The following is a 257-nucleotide window of genomic DNA, read 5'->3' on the forward strand; positions in this document are numbered from 1 at the left end:
GTGGTGGGTCAGGGGTTGAAGCGACCAACTCTTTCAGCCACTCGATGATCTCATTGAGACTTTTCCCTTTAGTAATAATGTTGGCAATCTCTTTGACGTGATTTCCAACCTTTTCAGTGACAAAGGGTTTATTGTTGTTCAAGTAGGCTAGGAACTGTTTGTTAAGCATATCATCGATCTGTTCTTGTGTCATATCTTCAATGCTCAATCCAGTGACTGATGTCTGCATTTTTTCAATGGAGTAGTCCAAATTGATG

General features: G+C 40.5%; 1 protein-coding gene. It reads right to left on the reverse strand.

Annotated elements, in window-relative coordinates; genetic code table 11:
• Window positions 1-193: hypothetical protein (locus L9G74_RS21235; RefSeq protein WP_238898751.1), on the reverse strand; the 193-nt coding region annotated here is incomplete at its 3' end.
• Between the last annotated feature and the right edge of the window lie 64 nt (window positions 194-257).

Source organism: Shewanella electrica (genome assembly GCF_022321485.1).
Lineage (GTDB): Bacteria > Pseudomonadota > Gammaproteobacteria > Enterobacterales > Shewanellaceae > Shewanella > Shewanella electrica.